Source organism: Acinetobacter sp. P1(2025) (assembly GCF_051390655.1).
GTDB classification, from domain to species: Bacteria; Pseudomonadota; Gammaproteobacteria; order Pseudomonadales; family Moraxellaceae; genus Acinetobacter; species Acinetobacter junii.
On sequence record NZ_JBPKBJ010000016.1, the window covers coordinates 1 to 18,168 of the forward strand.

Annotated in this window: 18 protein-coding genes and 2 pseudogenes; 13 read left to right on the top strand and 7 right to left on the bottom strand. The window is 38.3% G+C overall.

The features are described 5' to 3' along the window. A pseudogene (locus tag ACSC97_RS05945) lies at window positions 1-184 on the bottom strand (IS982 family transposase); the annotation flags it as partial. On the opposite strand from ACSC97_RS05945, the pseudogene tfpZ reads away from it, so the two are divergent. Further along, window positions 152-864, top strand: a pseudogene (tfpZ, locus tag ACSC97_RS05950) (TfpX/TfpZ family type IV pilin accessory protein). The pseudogenes ACSC97_RS05945 and tfpZ sit on opposite strands and share 33 nt — an antisense overlap. A gap of 84 nt (window positions 865-948) precedes the next feature. Then, window positions 949-2,580 (top strand): Wzy polymerase domain-containing protein, encoded by a 1,632-nt coding sequence (locus ACSC97_RS05955; RefSeq protein ID WP_436659869.1) that lies wholly within the window; start codon window positions 949-951, stop codon window positions 2,578-2,580. 48 nt (window positions 2,581-2,628) lie between these two features. On the opposite strand, the gene bfr is transcribed toward ACSC97_RS05955, so the two are convergent. From bfr to gmk, 6 genes are all read right to left on the bottom strand, one after another. Then, complete coding sequence (gene bfr, locus ACSC97_RS05960) at window positions 2,629-3,093, bottom strand: heteropolymeric bacterioferritin subunit Bfr (RefSeq protein WP_004909585.1); 465 nt, start codon at window positions 3,091-3,093, stop codon at window positions 2,629-2,631. Window positions 3,094-3,316: 223 nt separating this feature from the next. Next, complete coding sequence (locus ACSC97_RS05965; protein WP_004909583.1) at window positions 3,317-3,511, bottom strand: bacterioferritin-associated ferredoxin; 195 nt, start codon at window positions 3,509-3,511, stop codon at window positions 3,317-3,319. 216 nt (window positions 3,512-3,727) lie between these two features. Beyond that, entirely contained in the window at window positions 3,728-4,111 is a 384-nt protein-coding gene (locus tag ACSC97_RS05970) for a RidA family protein (RefSeq protein ID WP_151690691.1), read from the bottom strand. Between the two features lie 139 nt (window positions 4,112-4,250). Further along, complete coding sequence (locus ACSC97_RS05975) at window positions 4,251-6,356, bottom strand: RelA/SpoT family protein (protein WP_436659872.1); 2,106 nt, start codon at window positions 6,354-6,356, stop codon at window positions 4,251-4,253. A 208-nt stretch (window positions 6,357-6,564) separates the two neighbouring features. Beyond that, on the bottom strand, window positions 6,565-6,843 hold the full coding sequence (gene rpoZ / locus ACSC97_RS05980; RefSeq protein ID WP_005403309.1) for a DNA-directed RNA polymerase subunit omega: 279 nt from the start codon (window positions 6,841-6,843) through the stop codon (window positions 6,565-6,567). Between the two features lie 70 nt (window positions 6,844-6,913). Further along, the gene (gmk, locus tag ACSC97_RS05985) at window positions 6,914-7,537 is read right to left on the bottom strand and encodes a guanylate kinase (RefSeq protein ID WP_004909574.1); all 624 of its coding nucleotides are present in this window, start codon (window positions 7,535-7,537) and stop codon (window positions 6,914-6,916) included. Window positions 7,538-7,639: 102 nt separating this feature from the next. Between gmk and ispH the strand changes: the two genes are divergently transcribed. The 11 genes from ispH (at window position 7,640) to trmD (ending at window position 17,962) form a co-directional block, all read left to right on the top strand. Next, complete coding sequence (gene ispH, locus ACSC97_RS05990; RefSeq protein ID WP_075696041.1) at window positions 7,640-8,590, top strand: 4-hydroxy-3-methylbut-2-enyl diphosphate reductase; 951 nt, start codon at window positions 7,640-7,642, stop codon at window positions 8,588-8,590. 140 nt (window positions 8,591-8,730) lie between these two features. After that, window positions 8,731-9,204 carry a GspH/FimT family pseudopilin gene (locus ACSC97_RS05995; RefSeq protein WP_099947998.1) on the top strand — a complete coding sequence of 158 codons (474 nt, stop codon included), beginning with the start codon at window positions 8,731-8,733 and terminating at the stop codon, window positions 9,202-9,204. Next, a complete protein-coding gene (pilV, locus tag ACSC97_RS06000) occupies window positions 9,201-9,704 on the top strand; it encodes a type IV pilus modification protein PilV (RefSeq protein WP_436659876.1) in 504 nt (167 codons plus the stop codon). The genes ACSC97_RS05995 and pilV overlap by 4 nt, the downstream gene beginning before the upstream one ends. Window position 9,705: 1 nt before the next feature. Next, window positions 9,706-10,839 carry a PilW family protein gene (locus ACSC97_RS06005; protein WP_436659878.1) on the top strand — a complete coding sequence of 378 codons (1,134 nt, stop codon included), beginning with the start codon at window positions 9,706-9,708 and terminating at the stop codon, window positions 10,837-10,839. Beyond that, entirely contained in the window at window positions 10,839-11,612 is a 774-nt protein-coding gene (locus ACSC97_RS06010; protein ID WP_436659927.1) for a PilX N-terminal domain-containing pilus assembly protein, read from the top strand. The genes ACSC97_RS06005 and ACSC97_RS06010 overlap by 1 nt, the downstream gene beginning before the upstream one ends. 17 nt (window positions 11,613-11,629) lie before the next feature. Continuing rightward, complete coding sequence (locus tag ACSC97_RS06015) at window positions 11,630-15,229, top strand: hypothetical protein (RefSeq protein ID WP_436659880.1); 3,600 nt, start codon at window positions 11,630-11,632, stop codon at window positions 15,227-15,229. 7 nt (window positions 15,230-15,236) lie between these two features. Continuing rightward, window positions 15,237-15,704 (top strand): type IV pilin protein, encoded by a 468-nt coding sequence (locus tag ACSC97_RS06020; protein ID WP_436659882.1) that lies wholly within the window; start codon window positions 15,237-15,239, stop codon window positions 15,702-15,704. Beyond that, entirely contained in the window at window positions 15,698-16,141 is a 444-nt protein-coding gene (locus ACSC97_RS06025) for a type IV pilin protein (RefSeq protein ID WP_436659884.1), read from the top strand. The genes ACSC97_RS06020 and ACSC97_RS06025 overlap by 7 nt, the downstream gene beginning before the upstream one ends. Window positions 16,142-16,356: 215 nt before the next feature. Next, a complete protein-coding gene (rpsP, locus tag ACSC97_RS06030; protein ID WP_004964546.1) occupies window positions 16,357-16,614 on the top strand; it encodes a 30S ribosomal protein S16 in 258 nt (85 codons plus the stop codon). Between the two features lie 16 nt (window positions 16,615-16,630). Beyond that, window positions 16,631-17,179 (top strand): ribosome maturation factor RimM, encoded by a 549-nt coding sequence (rimM, locus tag ACSC97_RS06035; protein ID WP_004951620.1) that lies wholly within the window; start codon window positions 16,631-16,633, stop codon window positions 17,177-17,179. Window positions 17,180-17,221: 42 nt separating this feature from the next. Continuing rightward, window positions 17,222-17,962 (top strand): tRNA (guanosine(37)-N1)-methyltransferase TrmD, encoded by a 741-nt coding sequence (gene trmD / locus ACSC97_RS06040; RefSeq protein WP_436659886.1) that lies wholly within the window; start codon window positions 17,222-17,224, stop codon window positions 17,960-17,962. The last annotated feature ends 206 nt before the right edge of the window (window positions 17,963-18,168 follow it).

Here is an 18,168-nt window from a genome sequence, read left to right on the forward strand (position 1 = left end):
AATACATCCAAATGCTTTTGTCCGTGTCTAGACTAAGAAATTCCCCCACAATTTGCATAGTGATGATTTCCACATCAGTCACAGCAGGTGGAAAGCCACGAGTTCTAAGCGGTCGATCAACAACAATGAGGTAAAGTTCTTCTATGATTAAATAGACAAAAATGATAAATTCTTCAATGGACATAACTTTGCTTTGATTTCTTGGTCGAAACTAAAATTGGGTTATGTCCTTTTTATTTCAAGCACTTAAAAGTTGAGATTGGCGTAATGATGTTAGTTATTGATGTCATCATTGGGCCGTTATTAGGTTTATTGGTTTATAAGCAAGGTAAAAAAACTTTAAAAATGGATTTAAGTATCATTATTATATTGCAGTTAAGTGCTTTAGGTTATGGTATATATAGCATCGAACGGGGGCGACCAGTATGGCTAGCTTATTACGTAGATCGCTTCCAATTAATACGAAATAATGAAATTGTTGACAAAAACATAGGGGAGGCATTACCTCAATACCAGAACCCTTCTTGGTTTAAACCTCAGTATGTAGGTGTCGAATTTGCTCAAGATAAGCAAATTCGCAATGATGATATGTTTGCAGAGGTTCTAGGGGGTATTTCTGTTGCACAAAAGCCAGAACGTTATGTGCCACTAGATAAAGTAAAAAATCAGATTCAAAAGCGTGCCCAAAGTTTAGAAACTTTAAATAAATTTAACGATAAAATCTCAGTTCAAAAGACTCTAAGTCAATATCCCCAAGCAACAGCTTTTATACCTTTGAAAGCAAACTCTATTGATATGACTGTTCTAGTGAACAAGGAAAAAGGCGAAGTCGTAAAAATTGTAGATCTGCGTCCATGGAATTAATCATTTGATCCTTGGATTCTGATTTTAATTTGTAGAAAAGAGCTTCAGTGTATAATGCCATGAAGCTCTTTTTTATTTTCAACTATGCAAATCCTCTGTCTTATAGTCGCCAGTATTTTACTTATCTTCGGTTGGCTATCGCCCTTTCATACATATCCTTGGGTAACTTTCTCAAGTGAGCTTGCAAGTTTTGGCGCTGCGCTTGCTATAATGATCTTGTTTCTAACAAAAGAAATTAAGATTCCACGCCCGCAAATATTGATGTTGGGTATAGTTTTATTGCCGCTACTTCAGTTTTGTTTTGGATTAATACTAGATTTTAGTGTTGCCTTTCTAAGTTTTGCCTATCTTCTTGCATTTTGGCTGATGATGTTATGTGGATATAACTTATCTCTACAGGCTGAAAATCGTGAAAAGCTTATGATTAGCTTTAGTTTGCTTTTTTTAGTCGCTGGATTGCTGAGTAGCTTTATGGCGGTCGTTCAGTGGTTAAATCTAGAATCCTATCTTTATGGAATTATGGGGTTAAAAGGAAATCGCCCATATGCTAATTTTGGACAACCTAATAATCTATCGACTTTTTTAGTGATGGGATTGATGGGTGGGCTTTATCTATATGAGAAAAGAAAAGTATCTCTATGGTTGCTTATCCCTTCTTCTCTAATATTACTATTTACCATTGGATTGACTCAATCAAGAACAGCATGGATTGTTTGTATATTTTTCTTTTTTTATTGGATTTATAAGCAGCATAAAAATAATCCGCGCTTCAACTTTCCGAAATTGCTTCTATGGACCGCATTGTATTTTGTGATTGCGGGCTATTTACTGCCATATCTAACGCAGTTTATGACTTCTCATTTAGATACGGGAGTGACCCATACAGCTTCTATTATTCAAAGAGCAGGTTCAGGACATGAAAGGTTAGGCATGTGGATGCAAATTCTGCATGCGATTGCAGAGCGTCCTTGGTTTGGTTATGGCTGGAATCAAACAAGTATTGCTGTAGTTGAGAGTATTGAGTTTAATACTGTTCAAGTTTGGTTTAATAGCGCCCACAACATTGTCCTTGATCTTTTGGTTTGGAATGGTATTCCGCTCGGTGTTTTGATTATTGGATATTTATCTCTATGGTTGTTATTGTTAAACAAGACGGCAAAAGATAGTACCTCAATTATCGCGATTATGATGGTTTGTGCGATTTTGATTCATGCTATGTTGGAGTTCCCGCAGCGTTATGCGTATTTTCTGTTGCCAATGGGTTTCTTGCTGGGGCTTATTCAAGCACAAACACCGCAATTAAAAGGTATTACCATTCAAAAAAATGTCGTGCGTTGTGTATGGTTGATCAGTGTCATTGTTCTTTTGTTGATCTGGCGGGATTACAAACTGTTTCAGGATAACAGTCGCCTTATCTTTAAAGGTAAACAACCTACCGAAGAAATATTGGGTAGCTCAAGAATTTTATTATTAACACAATTTCAGAAGCGTTTAGATTGGATAGCCTTAGATCCTAAAACAAGGTTTTCTGAAGCGCAGTTAAGTGAATTTGCTGAGATGGTGAAGAATAAGGCGACACCGTATAACTTGAAGAAATTTGCACAAGTATTGGTCCACAATCAGCAAAATAATGAAGCTGAAAAATACCTTTACATACTTAATCGTTTGTATAAAAAAAATGTGAGTTTGGCTGACATTATTGAGTTAAATCAATAGTCTAAATGATAAAAAAGAGCGACATTAAGTCGCTCTTTTTTATATGTTTTAAAGTTGGCTTTGAATATAGTTTTCAATGCCAACATTTTCAATAAGATCTAATTGAGTATCTAACCAATCCCAGTATTCTTCTTCTTTCTCTAGAATTTCTTGAACTAAATCACGTGTTACATAGTCTTGTTGCGTTTCTGATAGCTCTACAGCTTGCTTGAGTGCTTCAATATTTTCTTTAACTTTGCGAATGTCGCAATTTAGGACTTCTTCTGTGTGCTGTCCGATGTAAAGTTTGCCTAAGTGTTGCAGATTTGGTAAACCTTCAAGAAACAAGATGCGTTCAATAATCTTATCAGCATGTTTCATTTGGCGAATAGATTCTTTGTATTCAGCTGAACCTAATTTTTCAATTCCCCAATCATTGAACATACGCGAGTGTAAAAAATATTGGTTGATCGCAGTTAAATGGTGATAAAGCACCTGATTCAATTGATTAATGACTTCACGATTGCCTTTCATTGCACTTACTCCGTAAACATCCAGTAATGCCCTAATCGCTAAGGCAATTTAGATTATATTAATCAACAAATGGATTTGGCGCGAGTAATTTATTGAACGGCAAATGAAAATCACAATCAAAAGCAGATGATGTGAGTCTCATTTGCATAGAGAGGGTTAAAGAAAGAGTTAATTTTAATATTGGTAGTTACAGCGAGGTTATTATTAAAATACTTGAAAGGAGTTATGCAGCGACAGAAATACGTGCTGCAATTTCAGCGAGTTCTTCATTGATAATTGAACGAGCTTCAGGAACACAGCGACCACAACAAGTGCCTAAGTCGAGTAAATCACGAATTTCACGATAGCTTTCAGCGCCATTTGCAACAGCGTCTTTGATATCTTGGTCTGTGATTCCACGGCATAAACAAACATACATGGGAGTGATCCACAAATATTAATGCGATAATTGATATTATTGATAATTATTATCGTTTGTCAATGAATTTCATTCTAATAGTGAATATATTCTTATTGAGAATTTGAATAAAAAAAGATCATTTGAGAGGAAATCCGAGTTATACACGGAATTCCTCTCGAGATTGATTACCAATTAAAAATGAAATTTATTAATTAAGTATTTAATTTTTATAGATTATTGGTTGATGATGACGATGCCATCCATTTCAACCAATGCACCTTTGGGAAGGCTAGCAACCCCCAATGCTGCTCGAGCAGGGTAAGGTTGTGCAAAGTATTCGCCCATGATTTGATTCACAAGTTGGAAATGAGATAAATCTGTAAGGAAAATATTGAGTTTTGCGATATCGGCTAAGCTTCCGCCTGCTGCAGTACATACAGCTTTTAGGTTGTCAAATACTCTACGAATTTGAGCTTCGATTCCATCCACAAGTTCCATACTATAAGGGTCTAAGCCAATTTGGCCTGAAAGGTAAAGCGTATTATCGACTAAAATTGCTTGAGAATACGTTCCGATCGCAGCTGGCGCATGTTCAGTATGAATTACTTGACGTGACATTAAGCTCTCCTATGTCGTTTTTATCATAAAACATTGTGACTTTAACACAAAAGATCGCCCACGAAACTGCCTGCGACTGCTGAGTCGCAGTCGATTATTGTCATGATTTATATCTGCTAGTGAGGATAAGTGTTAGATTTTATGCTTTGGCAATTTCAGTTTGCACAATTGGCATATTGAGACGTTCTATTCGAGGGAATCCAAAATGCATGCGTAAATCACGGATAATTTGCGCGATCTGATTACGGTTACTGACGACTATATTGACGTAAGTTTTATGATCTTGTGATTCCACCATTTCTACGCCTGTTTTAGCTTTTCGGCACTGGTAGATCAGATCAGAAATTTGTTCATCATTCATCATCATATGAATGCATAGATAGGCACTAAAACGAACATCATCAACTTCTTCAGCTTGCCAATGTAGGGGCATAATATTTTCAGGATGAAGGTGCTGCTCATGTAGTAAATTACGACAGCGTGAACGATGGACGATTAATCCTCTTCGAGATAAATGCCCTTGAATTGGATCACCGAGAACAGGATTACAACAGTGTGCATATTTGACATCGACACCTTCTGTGCCTGAGATCAAACGGTCTGATGTTGCTTGGTGTTGTGTATGATGATCTTGCGCAAATAAATGATTCGCAACAAGTTGAGGTAATAAGTCGCCCACTGCAATTTGCTCAAATAAGGTATCTTTGCTACTTAAATGACGCCACTCCAATACATTAATCCAATCCGTTTGAGAAAGATCATCTATTGAGCGGTGGAAAAGTTTTAGTGCGCGATTAAGAGCTTGTTGACCAACAAGACGTTGTTCATCGATGTCTTGCTCGCGGAGTATGTTTTGGAGAGCACGTCGAGCTTTTTGCGTATTAATGAAACTCAGCCAATCTGGGTTCGGGGTGGCGAGTACATCTGTAATGATTTCAACAACCTGTCCACTGTGTAAAGGTGTCGATAAAGGACGAATTTCGCCATCAACCTTTGCACCAACAGCATGATTGCCTAAAAATAAGCTGGCAGAATAGGCAAAATCTACAACAGTTGCTCCCTGTGGTAGTTCATGTAACTGCCCGTGAGGTGTATATACCCAAATTTTTTCTTGATGTAAATAATCAAGCAAATCACTAAAAGTAGTTTTTGCGCATTCTCCATCAATGAGGGTGTTCAAGTTCTGCATAGAGGCTTGAATGGCTGAACGACAAGCTTGAGGCGCGTTCTCACCTAAAACCACACCAAAGCGAGCAGCTTTACGCATAAGTTCGGTTTGTATGGTGAGTGAAAGTGTAGTTTTTTCACCTTTTAATTTGATCATTAACGATTGGTTTCCACCTGGAAGTGGACGTCGGATGTGATCTTTGTATTGTAAAACTTGGAAGTTCTCTTTGAGTGCATCGACGAAGCGATCACAATCAGCAATGCTGTTTAAAATAATTTCAAAGGCATGGCTGTGGCTTAATTCATTTAAGTCTATTTCATTTTTTACAAAATGGCGTAGCAATTCAATATTATTGTTTTTCTTTTTAATACGGCCTTTTAAGTCGTATGTCTTTAATAAATCAGTTAGTTTTTGTTCCCATACTGTTTGATATTCACAGCGCTTTGGTTTTGTTGCAAGTAGGGCTGCTTGTACGTCGTTAAACATATCAAGATCAAGATTTTGATAACAGAGATGTTCCAAGTTATCAGCCATCTCATTCATACCAACCAAACGTGCCATCGGTACGAAAATATCAAAAGTTTCTTGTGCAATACGTGCTCTTTTATCGGGGCGTAAAGCATCCAAGGTCGTCATATTGTGATAACGATCGGCTAATTTAATAATAATGACACGAGGATCTTGTAAGGTTGCTTGCAGAATTTTTCGGAAAGAAGCGGCTTTGTTATATTCTTTATCACTGGAGTGGCTTAATTTTGTTACACCATCGACTAATTCGGCGACAACTATTCCAAATTTTTGTCCGATTTCATCTTTGGTAAATTCGGTATCTTCAATAACGTCATGTAATAAGGCTGCCATCAAAGTATCGGCATCCAAGCGCATATGTGCAAGTATGCAACTTACTGCTATAGGATGCAGTACATAAGGTTCACCACTTTTTCGAGTGATACCACTATGCGCTAAATCGGCAAAATCACAGGCAGCAAGCACACACTGAATTTCACTATCTTTGAGATACGCTTCAATGATGACTTTGAGTTGTTGCTTGGCTTGGCTGACCTCTTCGCCTGGCATAAAAAACACCTATATAACTTAAATTTCGATATTGAATTACTTAGCTTCTAATGAAAAGCATATTGATAAACTTGTCAATTTGTTCATTGGAAAAAATATGAATTTTTTTCAATTAAACCGATTGCTTTTATCAATTTGAATCCAAATTTTCAATAAACAAAAAAGCCCAGTGTCTTCACATTGGGCTTCTTTATGCGAGCAGATTTACTTAAAATGTAAATCCTTCTAAATTCAAAGAATTTGTAGACAATACCATATCAAGGTTTGATGTTTGGTAGTCTTGTTCGCGTTGTTTTAAGATGTCTTTTGTTACATGACCGATAGCAATTTCACGTAATGCAACGACTGTCGGCTTGTCATTATCCCACTCAACAGTTGGTTCAATGCCTTGACGTGCTAATTGACGTGCACGTTTACTCGCTACCAGTACCAACTCGAAGCGGTTATCTACATGGTCTAAACAATCTTCAACGGTTACACGTGCCATAAGTTGTCTCGTTTGAACATTACACTTGAAAAGACTAAATAGTATAAAAGGCTTTTGCTCAAGACTCAAGTTATTCGCGATTGAGTGTAATTAAGTTTTCAATCAACTTTTGATGGCGACTGCTTTGTTGCAGAGTGACTAAACGATTTGCCGTAATAATTGCTTCGAGATCATGCACAGCTTTGTTGAAATCATCATTGATAATGACATAGTCAAAACTAGCGAAATGGCGCATATCTTCAACTGCACAACTGAGGCGATGTTCGATCACATCGACTGAATCCGTACCACGGTTTGAAAGACGTTGTCTTAGGTCATACTGGGTTGGAGGGAGAATAAAAATTTGTTTTGATTCAGGGAAAAGGCGACGAACTTGTTCAGCACCTTGCCAGTCAATTTCGAGTAAAACATCGTGACCTTGTTGTAATTGTTCTTTTACTTTTGCTTGAGATGTGCCGTAATAATTACCAAATACTTCAGCGTACTCAATAAAACCACCTTGTTCTACTTGCTCTAAAAATGTTTCAGTATCAGTAAAATGATAGTGAACACCATCAAGTTCACCAGGGCGTTGTCCACGCGTAGTATGTGAGACAGAAACGTGTAGATTGCTGACTCGATCGAGTAGGGCTTTTACAAGAGATGTTTTGCCTGTTCCTGATGCCGCAGAAACGACAAACAATAGACCCGACATGATATTTTTCCTGATATGATAAAATATCTTGGCTATTGTAGTGTAGCGTGCCGCTAAACGAAATAGCTTGGCATAAATATTCAAATGATGAGAGAGGTTGTTATGGAAATCGTGTTGGCCAATCCAAGAGGTTTTTGTGCTGGTGTTGACCGTGCTATAGCGATCGTCAATCGTGCATTAGAATGTTTCAATCCACCGATTTATGTTCGACATGAGGTCGTTCACAATAAATTTGTAGTCGATGATTTACGTCAAAGAGGTGCAGTATTTGTTGATGAGCTGGATCAAGTTCCTGATGATTCAATCGTAATCTTTAGTGCTCATGGTGTATCAAAAGCCGTACAACAAGAAGCAGAACGTCGAGGTTTAAAAGTATTCGATGCTACTTGCCCATTGGTGACCAAAGTTCATATCGAAGTGACTAAATATGCTCGTGAAGGCACTGAAGCTATTTTAATAGGGCATGAAGGACACCCCGAAGTCGAAGGCACGATGGGTCAATATGATAAATCTAAAGGTGGAGAGATTTATCTCGTTGAAGATGAAGATGATGTGGAAGCGTTAGTTGTAAAACACCCTGAAAAAGTTGCATTTGTAACTCAAACAACACTTTCAATCGACGATACAGCGAAAGTGATTGATGCCCTAAGAAAAAAATATCCGATGATCATGGGACCGCGTAAGGATGATATCTGTTATGCAACTCAAAATCGCCAAGATGCGGTTCGTGATTTAGCAGCCCAATGTGATGTCGTTTTAGTTGTCGGTTCTCCAAATTCTTCTAATTCAAATCGTTTAAGAGAGTTGGCTGAGCGCATGGGGAAATCAGCTTACTTAGTGGATAATGCTGATCAACTCGAAAAGCAATGGTTTGAAACTAAGACAAAGATTGGAGTTACAGCTGGTGCTTCGGCGCCAGAAATCTTAATTAAGCAAGTGATTCAGCGTTTGCAAGATTGGGGCGCAACTCCTCCAAAAGAGTTGCAAGGGAGAGAAGAAAATATCACATTTAGCCTACCAAAAGAGTTGCGTATTCAGGTGATACAAGCCTAATTTTATTAAGAAAATGTGAACTTGAAACGGATGGATTGCACTCCATCCGTTTTTTTATGTTCCTTATCTACTTTGTATTGGTTCTGTATGAGATAGGTTTAATATTTAAAGTATAGAATTCTAACTAACGGTACAAGGCAGTGCGAATAGATCAAGGGTTTACATTAATCGAGCTGATTGTGACCATAGCTATTTTTGCGATTATCGCAGCGATAGCTGCACCATCGATGAGTCAGCTTTTAGTCAAGCAAAATCTTAATAAAAGTACTCAAGAATTAATTGCTGTATTAAACCAAGGTCGCGCCAAAGCTGCTATGGAACGCAAAGAAATTACAATAAATTTAAATACAACCAATATAGCTGATAAAGATGTAGCTCAAAAAGATACTACTAGTACTGAATTTACAACATTAAATTGGATGCCAAGTGGAAAGGCAGTTCTTAAAACAGGTTCCGTAACAACATTGAAATTTTTACCTACGGGCTTAGTTAAAGATGCTACCACAGACACATCTATTATTATCTGTGACCAAACATCTGGCTCACTCTCGAAAACAGTAAGTATTTCAAAAATGGGAACAATTCAGCAAGTTGTTGAAGGAACATGCTCATGAACAATATATCAAAACAAAAAGGTGTGGGTCTAATAGAAGTATTGGTCGCTCTAGTGATTCTTGCTGTTGGAGTTTTGGGATTTGTTGCTCTGCAATACAGAGCAGTTGAAGCAACTTCAGAGGCAATTAATCGTGTACAGGCAATGAATGTTGCTCGTGACTTGGCGGAAAGAATTCGAGCTAATCGAGATGGGCTTGCATCATATAAAACTCAAATTCAAACAGCAGCGAATCAAGAAACCTATGCAACGAATTGTATAACTGCGACATGTACTTCATCCGCTTTAGCTGACTTTGATGTGAGTCAAGTTGTAAATAAAGCATCAAGTTTGGGGATGACAATGAATATGCGAACTTGTTCTGGGAACAATGATGGTCGCAATTGCATCTATGTAGCTTGGGGGGATACCAGTGCTACAGATGGAGCGGGTACTGGCGATTGTACAAATGGTGCAGCATATAACAGTGCTTCGACCTGTGTAATTATGGAGACCTATTAGAATGAACCATAAACAATTAGGTTTCACACTAATCGAGCTAATGATTTCCCTAACTTTAGGTTTAATTATTACAGCTGCTGCAGTCTTATTATTTGTGACAGGTCAACGTAGTGCAGCTATGCAAAAAGGAGTGGCTGAATTACAAGATAATGCTAATTTTGGCTTAAATTACATTACCAAAGATATTCGTATGAGTAATTTAAATACTCCAAAAGCTGAAATTAATGATGGAACTTTATATGGTGGTGTTGTATTAACAACAAAAAATTCTGAAGATGTCCAAGTCGATAGCCCTTCAACTGTAAAACCAACAATTCCTATTACAATAGTTTTGGCTGATACCTTAGTCTCTCAAAGTGAAGATCGTTTAGCAAAAATGGGTACGGGAAATGAGTGGACCGGTGTATCTAATGTGACGGATACAGCAGGCACAGATTTAAGAAGTGATCAATTGGTTATTCAGTATTTACCTCAATATACAATTGATAAAAAGGGCACAACAAGTACTGCGGATGATCAATACGTAGGGGGCTTTGATTGCGAAGGTGATGAAATTCGTTTCTCAGCAGCAGAAAATTTAAGAATTTATGTACAACGTTATTTCTTAAGAAAAGATGATAATCAAACAGCTAATGAGATATCTCCTTTAGCTCTAGCATGTGATGCTGGATATTATGCGATAGGTGAGTTTCATGGGGAGATTCCTGCCGCAACTCCTGGTGGTGTAGCTACACCAGCAACAATTCCAGCAACTGCACCAACCTCGATTACGAATTATGGTGGTGGAGGTGAAATTATAATTAAACGTGTTGATCAATTTAGGGTTCTATTAGGTGTGCAGAGTGATATTGCTGCTACAGATAGCATACTCGCAAGTACCACACACCAGTATCTTTCTATTAGAGATTATATGGCGTTAGCTGCGCCACGCCCTCGAATTTTGTCTGCTCAATTGGGAATGTTAGTTCGATCAACTCAATCAGTCGGAAATGAATCAGCTGTTAAGTTTGATCAAGAATTCACCATTCTTGATCAAACTGTAAAGGTTAAAGCATCCGCTGATCCTACTAAGTATATTCGTCAAGTAGTTTCTCAGACTGTAGCATTAAGAAATGCACTTGGGGAGAGAGAATGATGAGAAGTATACAAACAGGTGCAACTTTAATTGTTGTACTGATTTTATTGCTAGTGTTAACCGTGGTAGGCACTTTGGCAATACGAGGTAGTTTAACTGCTTTAAATATCGCAACTAATAGTCAAGTACAGCAGCTATTACTCCAGAACTCCGATGCGGCAATTTTTAATGTTGAGAATCCAACTCTGATTGAAAGAAATAACGCCTATGATGGGTTGTTTGGTTTGGTTAAAGCTGATGCTAATAAGGGAAAAGAGTTGGTATTTTGTTATAGAGGAGCAGCAACAAGTTTTTATAATATTTCTAGAGCAAGTTTTATGCAATGGGTTTCTGGAACATCACCAAATAATGCTGAATTGGGTTTGGATGGATATTGCAAATTAGATAATAGTACTAATTTTTTTACGAGTGGTCGTAAAGCTGTTATGACCCAAGTTTCGATTAAAGTGAATGTAAACAGTAATAATTTAGTTGGGGTAGAGCAAGCGTTCCAACATATGCAAAGGGGAACTGATCCAGAGGCCGCTAAAATTGATGAATCGGAAAAAATTCTAGTTATAGCTACATCGATTGTTCCTAGCATGAGTTCTGCTTCTGATGAGGATATCAATGCTTGTTTTTCAAATCACATGAATCAGGTAGTAATTCCTAGTGGGGTAACACCAGCAACAGGAATGAGTAAAAGTGTATCCGAGTGTTTGCATGACTTAGGTGTGCCTGTTAATACCCAAGTTACAGAATATAACTTAACACAAGCATTTGATAAAACTTAATGTTGAGGGATTAGATTATGAAAACTAAAGCAAAAATAATAGCATTTAAACTCTCCATGTTAACAACCTTAATGTTATGTGTGAGTGTAAATAATGCTAGTGATATAGAAATTTATAAGGCACCTAATGCTGCGGATGGTAAAGCACGCGTGATGTTGAATTTGGATAATTCAACATTTATGTCAGGTGATCCCTCTGGTATGAAAGGTGGACCAAGTACGATTGTTGATGACTTTAAAGGTGTTGATTGTCCAAATGGAAGCCAGAAGTACCATATTGAAACAGAAACACGCAGCTACTCATGGAATTCAAAATCTTACAGTTATAAGGCACTGTATTGTGAAATTAAAGTGGCTGACATCAATAATAATGGTGAGGCTAATGCCAACCGGATTTTGAATTTATGTCCATTAAATACCTCGGGAAATGCACGTAAATGCTATAGCCGACTCACAATGCTAAAGCGTAGCGCATTAGATGTGATTAATGATCAGAATTTAGGCTCTGGAGTTAAGATAGGTCTGTCCTTTTTCCCTAAACATGATGGTCAGAAACGTATTGAAGCTGGAAGATTAGATGGTACTAATACCGTGACTAGACCAGTACCATTAGCTTGGTATAATCCGACTACTGGAGCAATCTGTGAGATATCTCCATACAAAGACTGTATTGATGGTCGTGATCAATTAAGTAGGATTATAGCTGGTGTAGATATATCAGAAACAAATTTTGATGAAAAAGAAGTACCTGTAGCGAAAGGTTATGGTGATGCAGCTCATGGTTTATTAACTAATCCAGATGGTACGGATTTGAGAGCAGACCAATGTTCAGGTTATGGTATTTTTACCCTCACTTCAGGTATCCCTGATTCGGATGATGCAGGAGAGGCAAGGATAAAGCTTAACTCTATCTTAAGAGCAGAAACTGACAGTACTATTTTAAACGTAACGGGTCAATGTCCAACCTCGGGAGGTGATGGTGGTTCTGCTAGTGATGGTTTTTCTTGGAAATGTGTTAATACCGCAGCTGCAAGATTATTAGCAGGTAAAGCTAAAATTGCTATGCCAGTAAAATCTGTAGTGGTTAGTTATGGTTCAAGTTTTACGCTCGGCAAACCTGATTTGAATCCATATGACGCTAAATTAACAACACAACAGACCATTAATGCAGATATTTTGGCTTCGGCTGAAAAAGATGGGCAGTTACTTAATGATAAAAGATATGCAGCATATTCTGGTTTGAATGGTGGCGGTGGTTATTATTCAGTGCAGGATCCCAATGCTTTATCTGATAAGATTATCGAATTTATTAAAAATGTAGGTAAGGTTGATATTCCTTTTATGACTACAGGAGCACCAACTATACCGCAAGACCCTCTCAATCCTATTCTAGTGCAGAGTAATGCCTATTTTGCTCAGTTTAAACCTACACCCTTACGAGTTCCTACTGAAGGAAGCAGTTTGTGGGTAGGAAATATGAAAAAGTATCATGTAAACAGTTTAGGACGCTTAGTTGGTAAAAATAGCGATGTGATAGGTGCTGCTGAGGAAAAAGAAGCAGTTACAGATAGTTTGGGGCGTTTGATTACTGGCACACATGATTATTGGGCGCCGAATGTGAGTTCTAATCCGGATATTGCAAAAGATAATGAAACTGTATGGGGGAGTGAGCTATATGCACGTATGGGAGGAGTTAAGTCACAATTGCTTTTAGGACTCTCTGAAGATGGTAAGGTAGAAAATCGGAAATTATTAACTAATCGTGTAATTGATAGCGAAACTGGTGCTGCGACTAATGGTTCGACCTTAATACCTGTTAAGCGTAGTAATTGGGCGGTTAATGATCCAAAACGATCTGACCTTTTGACGTTACTTGATTTGCGTCAGTTGGGTGCAGTTATGCATTCTTCACCGTTACTACTTTCAAACGAAGGTAAAATGACTTATGACGAAGAAGCAAAGAAATTTGTAACGAGTGGTCGAGAGGATTATGTTTTATTTGGTAGTGTTCAGGGGGTTTTACATGTTGTAAAAGCGGATGACTATACTACAAGTAATGGAGGTGGTAAGGAGGTTTTTGCTTTTGTACCTAATGAAATGGTAGAGCGCCAAAGCAAAGCATTTTTAACACCAGATCAAAGTACAGGTGGAACGGCTAATTTATTTTACGGTATTGATGCACCTTGGGTTGCCTACACAGAGTATGTGCCAAAAGCTGATGGCACATTAACTGTTGGTACTGGTAAAGTCACTACTGGTTCCGCAATGTTAAACGGCAAACAGATGGTTTATGGTGGCTTGCGTATGGGTGGGCGAAGTTACTATGCGCTTGATCTGAAAAATATGAATGATCCACGACTAAAATTCCATATAAATCCTGACGCTGCAACTACAGGTCCTCTGAGTTATATGGGAGAAAGTTGGTCTAAACCAAAACTAGCATGGGTAAAATGGCAAGGTAGCCGTAAGTTAGTGATGTTTGTTGGAGGAGGCTATGATGCTGGAGGTACAAATGGCATCGGTAGCAAAGCCAATAATGCCGGTTACGAAAGCGATACCTATGACCAAACTAACGGTATTGGTGCTGGTGTTTATATGTTTAGTGCTGATGGTGAAGATGCTGGTGATTTATTGTGGTGGGCTAGTAATAATGTTGATGCAACGACAAATTCTTTAACTAATTCAGGCATTATTGCACTAAAAGATAGCAATATGAAATATAGCGTTGCGAGTGAAATTAAAACTGCTGATCGTAATAATGATGGATTGGTTGATCATCTTTATTTTGGTGATTTAGGAGGTCAAGTTTTCCGTGTGGACCTAAATAATAATGCTAATACTAGTGGGGCATTTGCAACCCGTTCAACTCGTATTCTTAATATGCATGTCTCAAATGGAAAAAGCCCTCGCTTTTATTCGGCACCTTCATTTGCGATTTTTGATGATAAGGCGAGTGGTAATTTGTTCGCAGCAATTTCAATTGGTAGTGGTAACTTAAGTCATCCACTTGCAGCCTATGATTCAGGTCGAAACTATGATGCGATCTATACAATCTATGATAAAGATGTAACTCGAGCGGATTTATATACTGCAAGTAGTATGAATACTATTGATACTTCGGTTGGTAACAATAATAGTGTGCTAGCTCTAAATGAAATTAGTATGAGTAATCGATTTCAACAAAATGCTACACAAATGTCAGCTCTAATTGCGCCATACGCAAGCTCTGCAGGATGGTATTATAAGTTGGTAGGTGGTACTAAGATTCAGCAAGAAAAGATTTTTTTCTCACCAACAGCTATTGATTACGATTTATATGTGAGTAGTTATGACTCTAGTCGTTTGGGTTTAACTGGTGAATGTGGTGGTGGCGTACAGGGTGTAAGTAAAGTCCAAGTTTTCTGTATGCCTTTCGGACAATGCTCTGCATCTGAATATTCAACGCGTACTGATAATAATTATAGTGACGACCATGGTCCTGGGATACAAAATCATGCAATTGCTAGTGGAGGAGATGGAACAACTCGTTTAGTCGGTGGAACATTGACAACGAATAATTTGAATACCACCTACGCAACAAGAGTTAAGTTGATTGCCCAACGCTGGTATGAACGATAGGTGAAACATGAAAAAAAATGACGGTATCACCCTGATTGAATTGATGGTAGTTCTTATAATTATTGCGATTATAGCTGCCATCGCAATCCCTTCATACCAAGCTTATGTTCGACGTGCGCTTGCTGCTCAAATGCAGCAAGAAATGCAACGTATCTCTGTGCTGCTAGAACGTCATAAAGCGCGTAATTTTAGTTACAAGGGCTTCGATCTATCTACTCAAGGAGTTGTTGAGCCTCGAACTTATAGCTTTGATCTAAAGGATGCTGCTACTACTACTACAGGAGCCAAAGGCTCAGGTAACGGTAAATTACTTTCAGCCACTGATGCCTCAGGACGCTCTTGGGTTTTGTATGGAATAACTTCTGATGCACAAAACTATAATTTTTTAATGACCAGTACAGGTATTCGCTGTAAAAATAAATCTGCTAATCTTGTCACTTATACAGGATGCGGTACGGGAGAGGAGCCATGGTAAAATTCAACAAAGGATTTACCCTCATTGAGGTTATGATTGTTGTTGCAATTATTGGCATATTAGCTGCGATCGCATATCCTTCTTATCAGAGTCATGTGCGGAAAACGAAACGTGTGGAAATGCAAAGTACATTGATAGATATAGCAGCGAAAATACAGCGTTATAAAATTGCTAATTTAAAAGTTACAGGGGCAACCACAACTGAATTAGGTATCGCTGCAAGTTATCCTTTACAGGGGCAAGCACTGTACGATGTGGCGCTATCTCCATTGACAGGAAGTGCTTTAAATGCTGAATCATGGAGATTGACTGCTACACCAAAAACTAGTACGAGCCAAACGGGTACAGGAGCCATTACTTTAAATTATCAGAATATAAAATGCTGGTATGATGGTAAGGATGCCCCAACATCGAGTGATACTTGTACCACATGGTAGTAATGTAAATAAGAACTTGAATTGGACACAGTTCAAGTTCTTTGAAACGATTTAATTGATTTAAAACAATAATGAATTCAAAACTGTTGATAACTCAAATTTAAGCTTTATTTCACCTCAAATATAACGTAGAATGTCGCCCTCTATTAAAGGGGTTTGAAATGCTGTCGGTGGTCGACGCAGGGATAATCCGTAAAAACTATAAGGTTGTTCTCATGGTTGTTATTCGTTTAGCGCGCGGTGGTGCAAAAAAACGTCCATTCTACCAAATCATCGTTACTGATAGCCGTAATGCACGTGATGGTCGTTTCATCGAGCGTATTGGTTTTTTTAACCCAACTGCACAAGGTAAAGCTGAAAAAGTTCGTTTAGACGCTGACCGTTTTGCTCACTGGGTTGCTCAAGGTGCTCAACCTTCAGAACGCGTTGCTTCTTTAGCTGCTCAAGCTAAGAAAGCTGCAGCTACTGCTTAAGGGTAGTAGATAACCCATGACATCAATACAGAATGTTCCCGAAGATCGAATTCAGATTGGACAGTTACGTTCAGCGTATGGATTGAATGGGTGGCTCTGGGTTTACTCAAATACTGAACCTATGAGTAATATGTTTGACTACCTTCCTTGGTACATTGAGACTAAGGCAGGTTGGCAAACAATAGATGTAAAACGTTGGAAACCTCATGGCAAAGGCTTAGTTGTTGCATTAAAAGGTGTGAATGATCGCACAGGTGCAGAAAACTTAGTCGGTGCAAATATCTGGATTGCCAAATCTCAGCTTCCTAAAGCTGATGTAGACGAATATTACTGGTCAGATCTTAAAGGTTTAACAGTATTAGGTCTTGGTGATGATGAGCAAGAGGTAAATCTTGGTCAAATATTTGAATTATTTGAGACAGGTGCCAATGATGTCATGGTGGTCAAAGCGACTGCTGACAGTATTGATGCTGAAGAACGAATGATTCCTTGGCATAAAGATGTGGTACAACGTGTTGATCTTGAAGCTGGTCGTATTTACGTTAATTGGGGCGTAGATTACTAATCCTCAATGGATTGTAACGCAGCAGGAATAGAGGAGTCTGCGATGTTTTTTGCAGTCATCACATTATTTCCTGAAATGTTTAAAGCAATTACGGCATATGGCATAAGCGGAAGAGCTACAAAAAAAGATATTGTGCAAGTCACTTGCATAAATCCAAGAGATTTTGCAGAGGGCAACTACAAACGAGTGGATGAGCGTCCTTTCGGTGGTGGTCCTGGTATGGTCATGATGGCTGAGCCTTTGGCAAAAGCAATTACCCATGCTAAACAACTTGCAATACAAGCAGGCTGTGTTCAAGCGCCAGTGGTGTATATGTCACCGCAAGGCAAAACCTTAAATGAACAAGCAGTGCAACAATTCGTTGATTATGATGGATTGATTGTATTATGTGGTCGTTATGAAGGTGTAGATGAACGTTTAATCCAGCATTATGTTGATCAAGAGTGGTCAATTGGGGATTACGTATTATCTGGTGGTGAACTACCTGCGATGGTGTTGCTTGATAGTATTATTCGCCGTTTGCCGAATGTCATGTCTGACGAGCAATCAGCGATCCAAGATTCTTTTGTGGATGGTTTATTAGACTGTCCGCAATATACAAAACCTGACCATTTTGAAGGGTTGGATGTGCCTGAGGTACTTAAATCAGGACATCATGCCAATATCGAAAAATGGCGTTTTTTGCAGCGTTATCAGCGTACTTTAGATCGACGACCAGAGTTGGTTGAAAAAGTAGAATTAACTAAGCAGCAAATAAAATGGTTAAAAAATTCACAAGGATAAATGCAAATCTAAATATGCTTTAGATATGTGGCTCATAAGTATGATTTATCTTTGTTCCAGACGAGAAGCATTGCTTCGAGTTGCTACTTAAACTTAGTTTAAGTTGAAAAATAGGCTCTTTAGGGCAATTTTGCTTTAAAGGGAAAGTTAAACGAGAGATATGCGCTTTAGCCTCTATCCTCAGCGGTGTAAGAGACCTCTTCTCT